General features: G+C 65.5%; 11 protein-coding genes. 4 read left to right on the top strand and 7 right to left on the bottom strand.

The features are described 5' to 3' along the window. Window positions 1-19: 19 nt before the first annotated feature. Window positions 20-535, bottom strand: a complete 516-nt coding sequence (locus tag NGM28_RS10340; RefSeq protein WP_240063980.1) for a dihydrofolate reductase — start codon at window positions 533-535, stop codon at window positions 20-22. Window positions 536-589: 54 nt separating this feature from the next. Here NGM28_RS10340 and NGM28_RS10335 point away from each other — a divergent pair, with 54 nt between their 5' ends. Together NGM28_RS10335 and NGM28_RS10330 are read left to right on the top strand one after the other, a co-directional pair. Next, a complete protein-coding gene (locus tag NGM28_RS10335; RefSeq protein WP_252090040.1) occupies window positions 590-1981 on the top strand; it encodes a DUF2868 domain-containing protein in 1392 nt (463 codons plus the stop codon). Next, window positions 1974-3338: a GTPase/DUF3482 domain-containing protein gene (locus NGM28_RS10330; RefSeq protein ID WP_240063982.1), complete on the top strand. Its 1365-nt coding sequence runs from the start codon at window positions 1974-1976 to the stop codon at window positions 3336-3338. The genes NGM28_RS10335 and NGM28_RS10330 overlap by 8 nt, the downstream gene beginning before the upstream one ends. 67 nt (window positions 3339-3405) lie before the next feature. On the opposite strand, the gene NGM28_RS10325 is transcribed toward NGM28_RS10330, so the two are convergent. From NGM28_RS10325 to NGM28_RS10310, 4 genes are all read right to left on the bottom strand, one after another. Further along, on the bottom strand, window positions 3406-3951 hold the full coding sequence (locus NGM28_RS10325) for a phosphonate degradation HD-domain oxygenase (RefSeq protein ID WP_252090039.1): 546 nt from the start codon (window positions 3949-3951) through the stop codon (window positions 3406-3408). A gap of 121 nt (window positions 3952-4072) precedes the next feature. Beyond that, the gene (locus tag NGM28_RS10320; RefSeq protein WP_240063984.1) at window positions 4073-5095 is read right to left on the bottom strand and encodes a putative 2-aminoethylphosphonate ABC transporter substrate-binding protein; all 1023 of its coding nucleotides are present in this window, start codon (window positions 5093-5095) and stop codon (window positions 4073-4075) included. Window positions 5096-5125: 30 nt separating this feature from the next. Further along, a complete protein-coding gene (locus NGM28_RS10315; RefSeq protein WP_252090038.1) occupies window positions 5126-6850 on the bottom strand; it encodes a putative 2-aminoethylphosphonate ABC transporter permease subunit in 1725 nt (574 codons plus the stop codon). A gap of 1 nt (window position 6851) precedes the next feature. Further along, entirely contained in the window at window positions 6852-7910 is a 1059-nt protein-coding gene (locus NGM28_RS10310) for a putative 2-aminoethylphosphonate ABC transporter ATP-binding protein (protein WP_240063986.1), read from the bottom strand. A gap of 366 nt (window positions 7911-8276) precedes the next feature. On the opposite strand from NGM28_RS10310, the gene NGM28_RS10305 reads away from it, so the two are divergent. Further along, entirely contained in the window at window positions 8277-9947 is a 1671-nt protein-coding gene (locus NGM28_RS10305) for an FMN-binding glutamate synthase family protein (protein WP_252090035.1), read from the top strand. Window positions 9948-9977: 30 nt separating this feature from the next. Here the strand turns inward: NGM28_RS10305 and NGM28_RS10300 are convergent, their stop codons facing one another. Next, complete coding sequence (locus tag NGM28_RS10300; protein WP_240063988.1) at window positions 9978-11300, bottom strand: OprD family porin; 1323 nt, start codon at window positions 11298-11300, stop codon at window positions 9978-9980. 493 nt (window positions 11301-11793) lie between these two features. Here NGM28_RS10300 and NGM28_RS10295 point away from each other — a divergent pair, with 493 nt between their 5' ends. Then, window positions 11794-13896 carry a TonB-dependent receptor gene (locus NGM28_RS10295; RefSeq protein ID WP_252090033.1) on the top strand — a complete coding sequence of 701 codons (2103 nt, stop codon included), beginning with the start codon at window positions 11794-11796 and terminating at the stop codon, window positions 13894-13896. A gap of 606 nt (window positions 13897-14502) precedes the next feature. Here the strand turns inward: NGM28_RS10295 and aguA are convergent. After that, window positions 14503-15609 carry an agmatine deiminase gene (aguA, locus tag NGM28_RS10285; protein ID WP_240063990.1) on the bottom strand — a complete coding sequence of 369 codons (1107 nt, stop codon included), beginning with the start codon at window positions 15607-15609 and terminating at the stop codon, window positions 14503-14505. Window positions 15610-15718: the final 109 nt, after the last annotated feature.

Raw genomic sequence — 15718 nt, 5'->3', positions numbered from 1 at the left:
GCAAAGCAGCCCCGCAACCTCAAGCCTTGTCCCAAACCTCGAAGTGATAGACCGGCTTGCCCTCTTCAGCCTGAGGCGCGCTGGACGACAATTGCCACTGCCCCTTGTCGAACTCGGGGAACCAGGCATCCCCCTCCGGCGACAACTCAACCCGGGTCAGGTACATCCGGCTCACCAGCCCCTTCTCCAACGCCTGCCCATACAGCTGCGCACCCCCGATCAGCATCAGCTCATCGACACCCTGCTCCCGCGCCCACTGCTCGGCGCGCACCAGCGCCGCTTCCAGCGAAGCGAACACCTCGGCGCCGGCCAGCTCCAGGCCAGGCTGGCGGCTGACGACGATATTCAACCGCCCCGGCAGTGGCCGCCCCAGCGAGTCCCAGGTCTTGCGCCCCATGATGATCGGCTTGCCCAGGGTGGTGGCCTTGAAGTACTTGAAGTCCCCCGGCAGGTGCCAGGGCATGGTGTTGTCGATGCCTATCACACGGTTCTCGGCGAGCGCCGCGATCAGGCTGAGGGGGAGTGATGTATTCATGCCGGCGAGGATAGCACCGGGCACGTGGGTTATGCTTCTGCCCTGACCTGTGCAATGGAAGACCTCGTGACCGCACCGACTCCACTCGACAAACGCTGGCTCACCGAAGCGGTGCGCCTGCGCGAAGAGCACGCCGGCCCCCTGGAGGACCAGGAAGCCAACCGCCGCGCCCGCCAGCAGGGCGGCGACCTGGCGGTACGCATCGAAACCCGCGCCCTGTGGCTGGCCGAACGCGACGGCATGGCCACCGCGCTGCGCCACTGGAAACAGGGCGCGCGCCTGGCCCTGCTGGCGTTGATGTTGCTGGCCGTGTTCAGCGGCGCCGGGCTGGGCCTGGCAGCCCTGGGCGATGGCCAACGTCCGGTGAACGTGTTCTGGGCCTTGGGCAGCCTGCTCGGGCTCGACCTTGTGCTGCTGCTCGGCTGGGCCCTGGGTTTCTTCTTCGGCGGCGAACACGGTGCCGCCTTGGGGCGATTGTGGCTGTGGCTCAGCGAACGCTTGGCCCGCGACGCCCAGGCCGCGCAACTGGCCCCGGCACTGCTGGTGCTGTTGCAGCGCCAACGCCTGAACCGCTGGCTGCTCGGCCTGCTGGTGCATGGCCTGTGGCTGCTGGCGATGGTCGCGGCACTGGGAATGTTGCTGGCCCTGCTGGCGACCCGGCGCTATGGCTTCGTCTGGGAAACCACACTGCTCGCCGCCGAGCCCTTCATCACCCTCACCCAGGCCCTGGGTGCCCTGCCTTCGCTGCTCGGCTTCGCCGTGCCGGACGAGGCAATGATTCGCGCCAGCGGCGCCACCTTGCCGAGCCTGGACCTGGCTCGCCAAGCCTGGGCCAGCTGGCTGCTTGGCGTGGTGCTGGTCTACGGCCTGCTGCCGCGCCTGGCATTGGCTGCGCTATGCCTGTGGCGCTGGCGCCAGGGCCGCGAGCACCTGTCACTCGACCTCAACCTGCCCGGCTACGCCCATCTGCGCGACGCCCTGATGCCCCGCAGCGAACGCATCGGCGTGCAGGATGCCGCCCCCGATGCATTGCCGCGCTTCGAGGCCGGCCAACTGGAAAGCGGCAGCAGCGGCGCCTTGCTGGTTGGCCTGGAGCTGGACGACCAGCGCCCCTGGCCACCAGCCCTGCCGAAGGCGGTGACCGATGCCGGCGTGCTCGACAGCCGCGAGTCACGCCACAAGCTGCTCGAACAGCTCGGCCGCTTCCCCCCCGCCCGCCTAGCCATCGCCTGCGACCCGCGCCGCTCGCCGGACCGTGGCAGCCTGGCGCTGCTCGCCGAGCTGGCGCGCAATGCCGGCGCCACGCGCATCTGGCTGCTGCAGGCACAACCCGGCCAGGCGCTGGACGCCGCACGGCTGGGCGACTGGCACGAAGCGCTCGACCGCCTGGGCCTGCCCCACGCCGACACCTCGCCGCTGACCTGGCTGGAGCATGGCCATGACTGAGCCGCTGAAACTGGCCGTGGTCGGCCATACCAACGTCGGCAAGACCTCGCTGCTGCGCACCCTGACCCGCGACGTGGGCTTTGGCGAGGTCTCCCACCGGCCCAGCACCACCCGCCATGTCGAGGGTGCTCGGCTGTCGGTCGATGGCGAACCGTTGCTGGAGTTGTACGACACCCCTGGCCTGGAAGACGCCATCGCCCTGCTTGACTACCTGGAACGCCTGGAGCGCCCGGGCGAGCGCCTGGACGGCCCGGCCCGACTGGCGCGTTTCCTCCAGGGCAGCGAAGCGCGCCAGCGCTTCGAGCAGGAGGCCAAGGTGCTGCGCCAGTTGCTGACAAGCAATGCCGGGCTGTATGTAATCGACGCCCGCGAACCGGTGCTGGCCAAGTACCGCGACGAACTGGAAGTACTGGCCGGTTGCGGCAAGCCGCTGCTGCCGGTGCTCAACTTCGTCGCCAGCACCCAGCACCGCGAACCGGAATGGCGCGAAGCCCTTGCCCGGCTTGGGCTTCACGCGTTGGTGCGCTTCGACAGCGTCGCCCCACCCGAAGACGGCGAACGCCGCCTGTACGAAAGCCTCGCCCTGCTGCTGGAAGATGCCCGCCCGGCACTGCAACGGCTGATCGACGACCAGCAGGCCCAGCGCCTGGCACGCCAGCACAGCGGCAAGCGCCTGGTCGCCGAGCTGTTGCTCGACTGCGCCGCCTGCCGGCGCAGCGTCGAGACCGAGCCCGCCGCCGAGGCACGAGCCATCGAGGCCCTTCGCCAGGACGTGCGTCAGCGCGAACAACGCTGTGTCGAGGCGTTGCTCAAGCTCTACGCGTTTCGTCGGGAGGATGCCCAGGCCGGCGACCTGCCGCTGCTGGATGGGCGCTGGGGCGATGACCTGTTCAATCCCGAAACCTTGAAGCTGCTGGGCGTACGCCTGGGCAGCGGCGTGGCGGCCGGAGCGGCGGCCGGCGCCGGGGTGGACTTGCTGGTTGGCGGCTTGACCCTGGGTGCCGCGGCCCTGGCTGGCGCCATCGCCGGGGGCGCGCTGCAGACCGCGCGCAACTACGGTTCGCGCCTGATGGGCAAGCTCAAGGGGCAGCGTGAATTGACGGTGGACGATACGGTGCTGCGCCTGCTGGCACTGCGTCAGCAGCAGTTGATGGTGGCGCTGGAAAGTCGTGGGCATGCGGCGCAGGACAGCATTCGCCTGGCAGCGCCGGATGAGAAAGCCTGGCGCGAGGGTAAGCTGCCGGAAGCCTTGAACAAGGCCCGGGCGCATCCGCAATGGTCGACGCTCAATCCCGGAGCGCGAGTGAACCAAACCGAGCGACAGGAACAACTGGAGACGCTGGTAGCAGACCTGTAGGAGCCAGCCTTGCTGGCGAACCGTGCAATCAACTTCGGGGGGCGCTGTTCGCCAGCAAGGCTGGCTCCTACAGGAGTGTGCGGGCCTTGGTCTTGAGTACGTGCGAATCAATCAGCGGTACCCCGACCTCCTTGGCCATCTCGTCCCATTCACGCATGCGCAGGCTGACGGCAAACAGCGGATCTCCTTCGAACGCATCGGCCTCGGCGTCGCTCATCACCCCGCCCTGGTACGCCAGCGTACGCCGGCTCGCTTCGCTCAACCGCTCGAAGTACCCCGGCTGACGCAGGGTGAGGTAGCGCTTGGCCTCGACGTGGTACTGCACCAGCCGCGCCATGCGCTCGCCAAAACCGCATCGACGCAGGTACTCGGCGCCGATGCGTTCGTGGCTGACCACGCCATAGCCGCCCATGTCCTCGCCTTCGCAGAGGTGGCCGATGTCGTGGAAGAAGGCGGCGAGGACCACTTCATCGTCGTAGCCCTCGGCCATGGCCAGCTGCGCGGCCTGGGACATGTGCTCGAGCTGGGTGATGGCCTCGCCGATGTAGTCGGCGCTGCCGTGGCGCTGGTAGAGGTCGAAGGTGGCGTGGATGATCTGCTCGGGGGTAGGCACTGGCATGCTCCTGATGTGCACGGGATGTTCGCCTGTAGGAGCGGCTTCAGCCGCGATCACCCGCGAAGCGGGTGCCAACCGCATCGCGGCTGAAGCCGCTCCTACAGAGACCTCGCCGGTCTTACTGCTGCGCCACCTTCTCCGACTTGCCGTCATAGCGCTTGCGCCACTCGCTGAGGATCTCGTCACGGTTTTTCGAGGCCCAGGCAAAGTCGTTCTTGATCAGGCGTTGCTCATAATCGGCCGGCAGTTCGGTCTGCGGCTTGGCGATCCCCGGCGCGGCGAGCACGGCGAAGTTCTCCTTGTACAACTCCATGGCCGCGGGGCTGGCGGAGAAGTCGGCCAGGCGCTTGGCCGCATCGGCCTTCGGCGAGCCCTTGATCACGGCGGTGGCCTCGATCTCCCAGCCTAGCCCCTCCTTCGGCAGCACGATGTCCAGCGGCGCGCCCTGGCGCTTGAGCTGCACGGCCGGGTATTCGAACGAGATGCCGATCGGGAACTCGCCGGCCGCCGCCAGCTTGCAGGGTTTGGAACCGGAATGGACGTACTGCCCGATGTTCTGGTGCAGGGCGTCCATGTAGGCCCAGCCCTGGGGCTCGCCGAAGGTCTGCAGCCAGGCGCTTACGTCGAGGAAGCCGGTGCCGGAGGACGCCGGGTTGGGCATGACGATCTTGCCCTTGTACTCGGGCTTGGTCAGGTCCTGCCAGCTAAGCGGCTTGCTCAGGCCCTGCTTCTCGGCCTCGACGGTGTTGAAGCAGATGGTCGCGGCCCACACGTCCATGCCCACCCAGGCCGGCGGGTTGGCGGCGTCGCGGTAGTTGCTGGAAATCTTGCCCAGGTCCTTCGGTGCATAGGCTTCAAGCATGCCGTTCTGGTCGAGGATGGCCAGGCTGGAGGCCGCCAGGCCCCACACCGCATCGGCCTGCGGGCGCTCTTTCTCAGCCAGCAGCTTGGCGGTGATGATGCCGGTGGAGTCGCGCACCCACTTGATCTCGATGTCGGGGTTGGCCTTTTCGAAAGCCTGCTTGTAGCTCTTGAGCTGCTCGGCCTCCAGGGCGGTGTAGACGGTCAGCTGGGTCGCGGCCGAAGCCTGCAGGCTGAAGACGGCGGATACAGCAGCGGCAAGTGCGAGGGGCTTGAACATGATGCGGTTCCTATCAGTGTGGGCAGTCGGTCAATGGCCGGGGGCGCGTTGGCGCCAGGCCTGGGAGCGGCGCAGCAGGCCGCGTGAAGCGCCGGCCAGCAACAGCGAGGCGGCGGCACTGGTCAGCAGGATCAAGGTGGACATGGCAGCGGCGCCGCCGACGTTGCCGGCGTCGTCCATGTTCAGCACGGCGACGGCGGCGAGGATGGTGTCGGGGCTGTAGAGGAAGATTGCCGCCGACACGGTGGTCATCGCCGAAACGAACAGGTAGCGGATGATGTCCAGCAGCGCCGGCAGGCAGATGGGCACGGTGACCCGCATGAAATGCTTGTACAGCGGCGCCTTGAGCGACAGCGCGGCGGCCTCGAATTCGCCGTCGAGCTGGCGCAGGGCGGTGGTGGCGGTCATCTGCGCGGTGGTCAGGTAGTGGGCGATGGTGCACACCACCAGCAGCGTCATGCTGCCGTAGAACACGTGCAGCGGGTTGCCGTTGAGGTTGAAGAAGAACACGTAGCCCAGGCCCAGCACCAGGCCGGGGACCGCCATGGGAATGAAACTGAGCAAGCGCAGCAACTGGTTGAGCAGGCGCTGGCCCTGGGTCTTCTCCATCAGGTAGGCGCCGCTGAAGATCACCACGCTACCGATCAGCGCGGTGCCGATGGCCATGGTCACGCTGTTGCGGTAGGCCAGCCAGCCACCCCCGGCGGTGTCGTCGAACAGGTAGTGCTTGAACGACAGCGACAGATTGTAGGGCCAGAATTTGACCAGCGACGAGTACACCGCCATGCCGATCACCCCCAGCAACGCCGCGCACACCAGCAGCACGAGGGCCAGGTAGCAACCGTCGCGCAGCTTCGACGGCTTGGGCTCGAACACCTGGGCGCGGCCGCTCATGGCCTCGCCCTGGCGGCGGCGCAGCCAGGCATCGACGGCAAAGCTCAGCAGCGCTGGCACCAGCAGCACCATGCCGATCAACGCGCCACGGCCGAACTGCTGCTGGCCGACCACGGCCTTGTAGGCTTCCAGCGCCAGTACCTGGTAATCGCCACCGACCACCACGGGCACGCCGAAGTCGGTGATGGTCAGGGTGAACACCAGGCAGAACGCGGCGAACACCGCCTGGCGCGTGGCCGGCCAGGTGATGCTGAAGAAGGCCCGGGTGGGGCCGGCACCCATGCTCGATGCCGCGTCGAACAAACGAGCGTCAGCCAACGACAACGCCGAGAGCAGGATCATCAGCGCATGGGGGAAGGTGTAGATGGCCTCGCCGAGGACGATGCCCCAGTAGCCGTAGATATTGTCGCTGAGCAGCCCGCGCAACAGGCCCTGGTTGCCGAACAGGTACACCAGCGCGATGGCCGGCAGCATCGACGGCGCCAGCAGCGGCAGCAGCGAGATCCCCCGCCACAGGCCCTTGGCCGGGATCAGCGTGCGCTGCAGGGCGTAGGCGAACAGGTAGGCCAGCGGCACCACGATGGCGGCGACGGTGAAGGCCACCGACAGGCTGTTGCCCAGCAACCAGTGGAAGTTGGCGCTGGCGAACAGTTCACGGGCGGCTTCCAGGCCACCGCCCTGCCCGGCGTCGCCGCTCAGGCCACGCCAGAAGATCGCCAGCAACGGCATCAGCACCGCCAGCATCAACAGGATCAGCAGCAGGCTCTTGCCACCGACCACGAACAAACGGTCACCCAGGGCGACACCCTTTTGCGGCGCGGCCTTGGCGTGGGCGAGCGGCAGGGTCATGGGCGCGGCCATCTCAGGCGAACACCTGCAGACTCTGCGGCGGCAGGGCCACCCAGATATCCTGCGAACCCAGGCGCGGCATGGCTTCCGGCGTCAGCTCGGCGAGCAGCGCGTGGCCCGGCAAGGCCTTGAACTCGAAGCTCATGCGGCAGCGGTTGCCGAGGAAGGTGATCTCGCGAACCTTGGCCGGGAACAGGTTCTCTTCGTGCACCACCGGGTTGACGGTGATCGCTTCCGGGCGGCAGAACAGCCGGCCACTGCTGGCGTTGCCGGCGTTCGGCGCCAGGCGCATGTTCATGCCGCCGACCTGGGCGAGGCTGTCGCCACGGCGCTGGAACGGCAGCCAGTTGCCCTGGCCGACGAACTCGGCGACGAATGGCGTGGCCGGCTGGTCGTAGATTTCCTGGGGCGTGGCGTACTGCTCGACCTGGCCGTTGTTCATCACGGCGATGCGGTCGGCCATCAGCATGGCCTCGTCCTGGTTGTGGGTGACCATCAGGGTGGTGATGCCCAGCTGGCGTTGCAGCTGGCGCAGCTCGGTGCACAGGTGCTCGCGGACCCGGGCATCGAGCGCCGACATCGGTTCGTCCAGCAGCAGCAGCGAGGGCGACGGTGCCAGGGCACGGGCCAGGGCCACGCGCTGTTGCTGGCCGCCGGAGAGTTGGCCGGGGTATTTCTTCTCGCTGCCCGCCAGGCCCACCAACTCAAGCATCTCGGCGACCCGCTGGCGCGACGCCTCGCGGCGGCTACCGGTCAGGCCGTAGGCGATGTTGGCTTCGACCGTGAGGTTGGGGAACAGCGCGTAGGACTGGAACAGGATGCCGTAGTCACGTGCCTGGGGCGGCAGTTCGGAGATGTCGCGCTCGCCGATGTACAGCGCGCCGCGGTCCTGGCGCTCGAGACCGGCGATGCAGCGCAGCAGGGTGGTCTTGCCGCAGCCTGACGGGCCGAGCAGGCACACCAGCTCGCCGGCGGCGATGTCCAGGGACACATCGTTGAGCGCAGTGAAGGCACCGAAGCGCTTGTGGATGCCGCGCACTTTCATCTGCGCGCCCGGGGTGACGTTGTTCATGGCAGGTCCTCATCGAAGCGATGGGGCCATGCTAGGAAGGGTATGCGAAGGTTCTGTGGCGTTGAGGCAAAAGCGGGTGATAGTGGTATAGGCAGATTTTGTAGTGGCGCGCCCGCGATCGAGCGCCGCCGCGCGGCGCACCGCGGATAAATCCGCTCCTACAGGCAGCCCGACGAACTACCTCATGGTCACGTTGCAACGCGTGTAGGAGCAGATTTATCCGCGATGCGCCGCACAGGCGGCGCTCGGTGTCCCAGGCACTTCACCTCTCCCGCCCAACCCGTAATAGTCTTTTACCGATTCCCCAGGTTTTCCGGCCCATGGCTTTACCTATCCTACGCAGGTCATCCCGCCTGCGATGGACCCATGAAAGACTCGCTCCCCAGCCGCTACGCCTGCCTGGCCGCATGCCTCATTTTCACCGCCGCCAGCGCCCCTTTCCTGCCCGTACACCCCTGGCTCTGGCCATTCGCCCTGATCAGCGCCCTGCTCAGCCTGGTCGGCCTCAACGACCTGCGCCAAAGCCACCACGCGGTGCGGCGCAACTACCCGATCCTGGGCAATATCCGCTACCTGATCGAGACCATCCGCCCGGAAATCCGCCAGTACCTGATCGAAGGCGACGACGACAAACTGCCGTTCTCTCGCGCCCAACGTTCGCTGGTCTATGCCCGGGCCAAGAACGAAAGTGCCGAGAAAGCCTTTGGCACACTCAACGACGCCTACAAGCCCGGTTTCGAGTTCATCAGCCATTCCATGCTGCCAGTACCAATGGCCAACCCCGCCTCGTTCCGCATCCGTATCGGCGGGCCGCAGTGCACCCAGCCGTATTCGGCGTCGATCTTCAATATCTCGGCCATGAGCTTCGGCGCCCTCAGCGCCAACGCCATCAGCGCGCTGAACAAAGGCGCGCGCCTGGGCCGCTTTGCCCACGACACCGGCGAGGGCAGCATCAGCCCCTATCACCGCGAACACGGCGGCGACCTGATCTGGGAAATCGGCAGCGGCTACTTCGGCTGCCGCACCGAGCATGGCCACTTCGACCCCGAGCGCTTCGCCGTGCAGGCGCGCGACGGCCAGGTGAAGATGATCGAGATCAAGCTCAGCCAAGGCGCCAAGCCCGGCCATGGCGGCATCCTGCCGGGGCACAAGGTCAGCGCAGAGATCGCCACCACCCGGGGCGTGCGCGCGGGCGAGGACTGCATCTCGCCAGCCGCCCACAGTGCCTTCCGCACCCCCGTGGAGCTGCTGCGTTTCGTTGCCCGGCTGCGCGAGCTGTCCGGCGGCAAGCCGGTGGGCTTCAAGTTCTGCCTGGGCCACCCATGGGAGTTCATGGGCATCGCCAAGGCCATGCTGGCCACCGGCATCACCCCGGACTTCATCGTCGTCGACGGCAAGGAAGGCGGCACCGGCGCGGCACCCCGGGAGTTCTCCGACAACATGGGCGTGCCGCTGCGCGACGGGCTGATGTTCGTGCACAACACCCTGGTGGGCCTGAACCTGCGCGAACGCATCCGCATCGGCGCGGCGGGCAAGCTGGTCAGCGCCTTCGACATCGCCAGCGTGCTGGCCATCGGCGCCGACTGGGTCAACTCGGCGCGCGGCTTCATGTTCGCCATCGGCTGCATCCAGTCGCAGAGTTGCCACACCAACAAGTGCCCGACCGGCGTGGCCACCCAGGACCCGTTGCGCCAGCGAGCGCTGGTGGTGCCGGAGAAGGCAGAGCGGGTCGCCAGCTTCCATCGCAACACCCTGCATGCCCTGGCCGAAATGCTCGCCGCCGCTGGCCTGGCACAACCGTCCGAGCTCAAGCCCAAGCACCTGGCGCGGCGCATCAGTGCCAGCGAGATCGGCCTGTTCTCGCAGCTGCATACCTTCCTCAAGCCAGGGGAATTGCTCAGCGGGACGATCGACAGCGAGTTTTATGCACGGATGTGGCGAATGGCGCGCAGTGACAGCTTTGCGCCAGAGACGGGGGAGATCGAGGTGGCATCGGCAGCGCTTGCCAAGCCACGGAAAGCAACAACCCCGGCATAGGCCGGGGTTGTCGATGACGCGGGATCAGGATCAGAAGATGCTGATCGGGTACTCGACGAATACACGGACTTCGTTGCCGTCGTCGGTGTAGTTGCCGTTTTGCTGGACAGCGTTGTTGGTGCGCAGGAAGGAGCTACGCAGCTTGATCGACAGGTCTTTGGCCGGGCCTTCCTGAACGACATAGCGGATCTGGTTGAAGATCTCGCGCTCTTTACCTTCACCGTAGCCTTCCGGCTTGCCGACGGTACGGGTGTTGATGTTGTCACCCACCACGTAGGCCAGCTTGTAGGTCAGGCCCGGGATACCGAAGGCACCGAAGTCCAGGCCGTAGCCCAGCTGCCAGGAGCGCTCATCCTCGGCGTTGAAGTCGGACCAGTAGCTGTTGGCCAGGTAGATGGTCGAACCACCGTCACCCGTGCCGCCTGCGTTCTGGTACCAGCCGTACTGGTAGCCGGTGCTGCCAGTGCTGCGCTGGTGCGCCAGGGTGAACGAGTGAGGGCCGTAGGCGTAGGTGGCTGCCAGGCTCCAGATGGTGTTGGAGTCGCCAGTCAGATCGGCCTTGTTGACGTACTTGTGGTCGATGTCCGACTTGTAGCCGTTGAAGTCCAAGGTCAGGGACTGGTCGCTGGCGATCGGGAAGACGTAGTTCAGGCCCAGGTAGTGCTTCTTCTGCACATCTTCGTTGTCAGCGGTGTACAGCGACGCGGTGAAGTTGTCGGTGAACTTGTAGCTGCCGCCGAACACATTGATCGACTTCAGGCCACCGCCATCACGACGCTCGGCACTCTTGCGCGCTTCCTGGGTGAAACGACCGGCGTTCAGTTCCAGGCCCTTGATCTCCTTCGAGGTGATCAGGGTGCCGGTGAAACTCTCTGGCAGCAGGCGGCCATCGTCGTACTGCAGCACAGGCAGGGTCGGCATCTGGTCACCATACTTCAGCACGGTGTTGGAGATGCGGAACTTGACGGCTGCGCCAGCACGGGCCAGGTCATGCGGACCGCTGGCGTTGCCGTCGGCATTCTTGGTGTTGTGCGGCTTGAAGAAATCGACACCGGCGCCACCGTTGTGGCCTTTGCCGCCATCGAGGCGCACGGCGTACAGGCCGAAGGCGTCGACGCCGACACCGACGGTGCCCTGGGTGAAGCCGGAGGAGAAGTTGGCGATGGCGCCTTGGCCCCATTCGATCTGGTCATCAGTGCCGTGCTTCTTGTCACGGTTGATGTAGGCGTTGCGCAGAAGGACGTTGGCGTGGCTGTCCTCGATGAAGCCCTTGCTGTCGGCCTGATCGTTGGCCTGTGCCTGGGTCGCGGCGATCATCGCCAGAGCGACCAGGCTGATCCTGGTTTTCAACATCTTATTTTCCTTATTTCGTATTCAAAAACGCGCTGCATTAGAACGCCCAGAACCAACGCCCCTTCGTAGGTTCGACGCTATGCGGATCCCGGCCTAAAGGCCTGCAGAAGGTCTGCAACGGCCCTTACGACCCCATGGCCATGTCATGGCCAGCAGGCGTAGAGGCCGAATCCTAGCCCTGCCTGCTCATACATGTCAAAAAAACGTGAATTGCAGGTTGATATAACCAAAAACAAGGTCGGCGGCGGTGCATTTCCATGCATATCTGCCGTGTGTCAGCGCAAATTTGTCTCTTTTATGCAAACGCGGTGACAACCGCACAATTGTCATTTATCACCCGTACGCGCATGGGCATTGCCCTTATATATCCAAAGGGATAGTAACAAATTGATACAAATGTAAAGACAAGTCTTTACGAATAGACATGCAACAGCAAATAGCAAGCATTATCATTCGCGCCCAATTTCTCACCTCCCCTTACCGGACGCCCGCGATGCTTGCTCCCTGCCGCCTTTCGCCCCTGACCCTGGGCCTGTCGCTGATGTTCAGCGCAGGGCTGGTCAATGCCGCCACCACCACCCTGCCGGAAACCTCGATCACCGCCGACAACGAGCGCGAAGAGGACAACCCACGGGTCAGGGACGTGACCACCGCGACCCGTACCTCGACGCCGGCACGCTATGTGCCCCAGGCCATCGATTCGGTGAAGACCAGCAACGTGCTGGACTACGGTAGCAGCAACCTGGGCAAGGCACTGGAAGGCATCCCCAACGTCAGCGCCGGTGGCGACACCCGCTTCGACAGCCTGCGTATCCGTGGCTTCGACGCCAGCAACGACTTCTACCTGGACGGCATCCGCGACGACAGCCAGTACACCCGCGACTTGCACAACATCGAGCGGGTCGAGGTGCTCAAGGGCCCCGCGGCGGTGCTGTATGGCCGTGGCAGCCAGGGCGGTATCGTCAACCGGGTGAGCAAGGCGCCGGAGCATGGCCGCCGCTCGACCATCGAAGCCCAGGGCGGCAGCCAGGACTTGCGCAGCCTGTACGCCGACCTCAGCGCCGACCCGAGCGAGAACATCAGCCTGCGCCTGAACATGGGCAACGAGGACAGCAACAGCTTCCGCAAAGGCATCGACGGCAATCGTCAGTTGTTCGCGCCGTCGATGAGCTGGCAGCTGACCCCCGACCTCAACTGGCTGGTGCAGTACGAATACAGCCGCTACAACCGCACCCCGGACCGCGGCATCCCCGGCGCCAACGGCCGCCCGGCGGACGTCAGCCGCAGCACCACCTACGGCGACACCCAGCGCGACTACATCGACGACAAGGCGCAGTCGCTGCGCTCGCGCCTGAACTACCAGCTCAGCGACAACTGGCAGCTGCGCCATACCCTGGGCCTGTTCAAGCTCGACAGCGACTTCGACAACACCTACCAGACCGGCTACGACCCGCGCACCAACCTGGTCAGCCGCCAGCGCTGGCAGCAGGACCTGAGCACCCGCAACCTGTTCAACAACCTCGAGGCCGAAGGCGATGTCAGCACCTGGGGCCTGGAGCACAAGGTGCTGGTGGGCATGGAGTTCGGCAACCAGCGCCGCGACCCACTGCTGTATACCGCCAAGGCAGTCAGCGCCGGCGGCACGGCGGTGCCGTCCCTGGACCTGAACAACCCCAACCGTGCGCTGCAACACAACGGCCCGATGGTGGTGTCGAGCAACAACCACACCGTGGTCGACAGCCGTGGCGTCTACCTGCAGGACCAGATCCGCCTCAACGACCAGTGGCAGATCCTCGCCGGCGTGCGCTTCGACCAGTTCGAGGTGGAAACCACCAACAAGCTGCGCAATATCGCCGAGAAGCAGAAGGACAACAGCTTCAGCCCACGCCTGGGCGTGGTCTACACGCCATGGCGCGAGCATTCGTTCTACGCCTCCTGGAGCAAGACCTACTCGCCGGTCGGCGGCGGCCTGATCGGCATCACCCCGGGCGCGGCGGGCAACACCAACGAAACCGAACCGGAGCTGACCCGGCAGAAGGAGATCGGGGTCAAGAGCGAGTGGTTCGACGAACGCCTGAGCACCACCCTGGCGGTGTACGAGCTCGAGCTGTACAACCGCCGCACCCGCGACCCGCTCGACCCGAACATCACCCTGATGACCGGCCTGCAGCGCTCGCGCGGCATCGAGCTGACTGCCACCGGCAACGTCGTCGGCAACTGGTATGTGCGCGGCGGCATCGGCCTGCAGGACGCGACCATCGTCAAGGACAACAACGGCCAGGAAGGCAACCGCATCAATGACGTGGCCAAGCGCAACGCCAGCCTGTTCGTGACCTGGAAACCGGAGCTGGGCTGGTACGCCGAGACCGGCCTGACCCTGGTCGGCGACCGCTACGCCGACAACCAGAACACCGTGGTGCTGCCGGGCTACGGCCGCTGGGACGCGCTGGCCGGCTACCGCACCCACGACTGGGACGTGCGCGCGGCGCTGAGCAACATCACCGACAAGACCTACTACAGCTCGGCCACCAGCGCCGCGCAGATCCAGGTCGGCGACCCGCGCAGCCTGGTGGTGACCGGCAGCTACAGCTTCTGAGCCCGAACCTTGCGCCCCCCCTGTAGGAGCGGCCTTGTGCCGCGAAAGGGCCGCAAAGCGGCCCCGGCGTTTTTTGCGTCAACGCTGAAATCATGGGGCCGCTACGCAGCCCTTTCGCGGCACAAGGCCGCTCCTACAGGTATCCGCACCGAATCATGACCGCGAAAACGAAAACGCCACCGCAGTGCGGTGGCGTTTTTTCATTGCAACGGGATCCCTCCCGGTCAGTGCCAGACCGCCATCAGAGCCTCGAGCTCCGCATCGCTGATCAGTCCCTGAGGGTATCGCCCGTCCAGCAGACGTCGTGGGTCGGTCTTCCTGACCCGGATGCTTCCATGGTGTTTCAACCACTGCGCCAACAGCTTGAGCGATTCGTGATTCACGGCCGATGGGGGCAAAGCCGACTCACTTGCTGCATTCATTTCCACACGCACTCCTGGGCCCGTGAGCGGCTAACTTACGTAAGGTTTGTTACAGAACGGCGTAGCCCTATCTGTCTGAAACACAATGGAAAAACAATACAAGAGGTGTGCCATCTGCGCGCCCCGACCGTCGTCGCCCACAAAAAAGCCCGTCATGAGACGGGCTTTTTCGTTGGCCTGGGGATCAGCGCTTGGCCGGCGCCGGCTGCTGTTGGGTCAGGCAATGGATGTTGCCGCCCCCGAGCAGCAACTCACGGCCCGGGATCATCACCACTTCGTGGTCCGGGAAGACCTTGGCCAGGATCGCTCTGGCCTGCGCATCGGCCGGATCGTCGAAGCTTGGGGCGATGATGCCGCCGTTGACGATCAGGAAGTTCACGTAGGAGCCGGCCAGGCGTACCGACGGGTCGCGCTCCTGGCTGCCAGCCACGTGATCGACGCCGTCGCACTCTGCTTGAGTGGCGTACAGTGGCCCCGGAATCGGCATCTTGTGCACCACGAACTCGCGGCCTTTGGCATCACGGGTGTTTTTCAGCACCTCATAGGCGGCGTGGCAGCGTGCGTAGTTGGGGTCATTGGAATCATCGGTCCAAGCCAGTAACACTTCGCCCGGGCTGACGTAACAGCAGAAGTTGTCGACGTGGCCGTCGGTCTCGTCGTTGTACAGGCCGTCCGGCAGCCAGACGATGGTGTCCACCGCCAGGTGCTCGCGCAGGATATCCTCGATCTGCTCGCGGTTCAGGTGCGGGTTGCGATTGCGGTTGAGCAGGCATTCTTCGGTGGTGATCAGGGTGCCTTCGCCGTCGACGTGGATCGAACCGCCCTCGAGCACGAAACCTTCGGTGTGGTAGCGCTGCACGCGCTCCATCTCCATGACCTTGGCGGCCAGTTCCTCGTCACGCTTCCACGGTGCGTACAGGCCGCCGTCGAAACCACCCCAGGCATTGAAGCCCCAGTCCACGCCACGCACCTCGCCATGGTCGTTGATGACGAAGGTCGGGCCGGTGTCGCGCACCCAGGCGTCGTCGTTGCTGATCTCGACCACCCGGATGTTGGGCAGGTCAAGCTGGCGGCGGGCGTTCTCGTACTGAGCGGCGGATACGGCCACGGTTACCGGCTCGAAGCGGGCGATGGCCTTGGCCAGGGTCACGTGCGCGGCCTGCGCCGGCTTGCCACCCAGGCGCCAGTTGTCCGGGCGCTCCGGCCAGACCATCCATACCTGGGTCTGCGGGGCCCATTCGGCGGGCATGTGGAAGCCGTCGGCGCGGGGGGTCGAGTTGAGCGTTTTCATCGATGACCTCTAGATAGCAACTGTCGGTGGACCGGGGCCCGCTGCGCACGCCTTTCGCGGCACAAGGCCGCTCCTACAGGTCGAACGCTATCCCTGTAGGAGCGGCCTT

The sequence above is a fragment of the Pseudomonas sp. MWU13-3659 genome (assembly GCF_023757525.1).
GTDB lineage: Bacteria > Pseudomonadota > Gammaproteobacteria > Pseudomonadales > Pseudomonadaceae > Aquipseudomonas > Aquipseudomonas entomophila_E.
Note: the sequence above shows the minus strand (reverse complement) of the source record. Positions and strands in the feature narration are given on the sequence as shown.